Raw genomic sequence first — 2,490 nt, 5'->3', positions numbered from 1 at the left:
GTAAGCGCCAATAAATCCGCACCTGTGGCTGGCAACTGAATTTCGCCACACTGATTCCTGCTTTCAAATGAAGGAGGAATCCGATGACCACCCCTGATTTACATCAGTTCTGGCAACAGACGCTATCGGACTGGCAGGCCTCGGGCCTGTCCGGTGCCGCCTACTGCAAACAAGAGTCCCTTGTTTACCACCGGTTTGTCTACTGGCGGCAGAAGCTGACTGGCCGCGAGGAGCCCAGCAAGCCGGTTCAAACTCGATCCGGATTCGCCCGCGTGGCACCGGTTGCGAATGCCGGAGCCGGTCTGACCGTGTCACTGCCCGGCGGCGTATCAATCACCGGCCTGCACGCTGGCAACATTGAGTTGCTGGGCGCGGTGCTGAGGCAGATGTGATGCGTCACCGCTATCTGCGTCCCTCCTGGGATCTGCCGGAGATCTATCTGTACCGAAAGCCGATCGACTTCCGCAAGCAGGCCAACGGCCTAGCCCTGTTGGTGGAACAGGAACTGGGGCACAGCCCGTTCTCTGGAGCGCTTTATGCCTTCACCAACCGGCAGCGGAACAAGATCAAATGCCTGATGTGGGAAGACAACGGCTTTGTGCTCTATTACAAAGCTCTGGCTGAAGAAAAGTTCAAATGGCCAGGACCCGCGGATGACTTGATGTCGCTGACCGGTGAGCAGATCAACTGGCTGCTGGACGGCTACGACATCACGCTGTTGAGAGGCCATAAAACCCTGCATTATGAGAGCGTTGGATAGTGCTTTTAGTAGCACTTTTTTGGTGTGCCAGGACGTTGTTTTTGCTATAATTTCGCCATGAAATCAACGCCTGATAACGCCTCTTCAACTCCCGATTTCAGCGGTCTCTCCACCGCTGAAATGATGTCTGTTATCAGCAATCTGCAAGCACAGCTGGCCGCTAAAGAAGACGCCCTCCAGAACCAACAAGTTCAACTGAAACAGCACGACGAGACCCTCCAGCGTCGCGACAACTATATCGCCATCCTCGAAGAACTGCTGCGTCACAAGAAGATCCAGCAGTTCGCGGCCAGCAGTGAAAAGCAGCCCAACCAGATCCTGCTGTTCGATGAAGCGGAGCTGGAAATCGAGATTGATGAACTGCGCGAGGAGCTGCCCGAGGATGTCGAAGAGGCCGACGCTCCTCGTCGTTCCCGCAAGCGTCGTCAGCGTGGCTTCTCTGATACGCTACTGCGCGAGCGCATTGAACTGACCCTCAGCGACGAAGAGAAAGCCGGTGCCACCAAGACCTTCTTCACCAAGGTGAAAGAAGAGCTTGAATATATCCCGGCCCAACTGAAAGTGCTGGAGTACTGGCAGGAAAAGGCGGTGTTCGAGCAGGACGGCGAAGAACGGATTGTTGCGGCTGCTCGGCCAGCACACCCGCTGGGTAAGTGCATCGCCACCCCATCACTGCTGGCCTGCCTCATTACCTCCAAGTATGCCGACGGCCTGCCGTTGTACCGGCAGGAACAGATGTTCCAGCGCCTGGGGCATGAAGTGAGTCGCACCAGCATGGCTCACTGGATCATCCGGTTGAATGACGTCTTCCAACCGCTGATCAACCTGATGCGGGAAACCCAGAACGGCAGTGATTACCTGCAAGCCGATGAAACCCGGATCCAGGTGCTCAAGGAAGACGGCAAATCGGTTCACTCCGACAAATGGATGTGGGTCACCCGGGGTGGCCCACCGGGACAACCCTCTGTTCTGTTCGAGTACGACCCATCGCGAGGTGGCAAAGTGCCGGTGCGCCTGCTGGATGACTTCCAGGGCATTCTGCAAGCCGATGGCTATTCCGGCTACGGTCAGGTCTGTGCCGCGAACAAGCTGACCCGAATCGGATGTTGGGACCACGCGAGACGTAAATACGTGGAAGCGGCCCGGGCTGCGCCGGCCAAAGGCAAAAAAGGCCCACCCTCAAAAGCGGATGTGGCCCTGAGCCACATCCGCAAACTGTACGCCATTGAAAAGGCCGCCCGAGATCTGAGCGATGAAGAGCGCTATCAGTTACGTCAGGAAAAGAGTCTGCCATTGCTCAACACCTTCAAAGCCTGGCTGGAGAAAAATGCCCCCCAGGTGATGAAAGGCCTGCTCACCCGTAAGGCCATGGACTACACCCTGAACCAGTGGGACACTCTGGTTGGTTACTGCGAACGCGGTGACCTGAACATCAGCAATGCCGGTGCCGAGAACGCTATTCGCCCGTTTGCCCTCGGCAGAAAGGCCTGGCTCTTCGCCGATACCTCACAAGGGGCGAAAGCCAGCGCCACCTGCTATTCGCTCATAGAAACCGCCAAGGCCAATGGCCTGGAGCCCTCCGCTTATATCCACCATGTGCTGGAGCGCATTGCTGGGGCCGATACACTGGAGAAGCTTGAAGCCTTGCTGCCCTGGAATGCCGAGTTGCCGGCTTTGAAAAAAGTGGCTCAATACGATTAGGGCAAGTGGGTCGATTTAACGGCGCTTAC

At 56.7% G+C, this 2,490-nt stretch carries 3 protein-coding genes; all 3 read left to right on the top strand.

Annotated elements, in window-relative coordinates; all coding sequences use genetic code 11:
• Nucleotides 1-83: 83 nt before the first annotated feature.
• From tnpA to tnpC, 3 genes are read left to right on the top strand one after another with little or no spacing between them, the layout of a single operon-like run.
• Nucleotides 84-392 carry an IS66 family insertion sequence element accessory protein TnpA gene (gene tnpA / locus MLC70_RS18300; RefSeq protein WP_008169631.1) on the top strand — a complete coding sequence of 103 codons (309 nt, stop codon included), beginning with the start codon at nucleotides 84-86 and terminating at the stop codon, nucleotides 390-392.
• Nucleotides 392-760 (top strand): IS66 family insertion sequence element accessory protein TnpB, encoded by a 369-nt coding sequence (gene tnpB / locus MLC70_RS18295; RefSeq protein WP_008169629.1) that lies wholly within the window; start codon nucleotides 392-394, stop codon nucleotides 758-760. Before tnpA ends, tnpB begins: the two co-directional genes overlap by 1 nt.
• 57 nt (nucleotides 761-817) lie before the next feature.
• Nucleotides 818-2,461, top strand: coding sequence for an IS66 family transposase (gene tnpC / locus MLC70_RS18290; protein ID WP_248185957.1), 1,644 nt, complete (start codon nucleotides 818-820; stop codon nucleotides 2,459-2,461).
• Nucleotides 2,462-2,490 lie beyond the last annotated feature (29 nt).

Origin of the sequence: Marinobacter goseongensis, from assembly GCF_023156235.1 — a bacterium.
Classification (GTDB): Bacteria; Pseudomonadota; Gammaproteobacteria; order Pseudomonadales; family Oleiphilaceae; genus Marinobacter; species Marinobacter goseongensis.
This window is presented reverse-complemented; position numbering and strand designations above follow the sequence as displayed.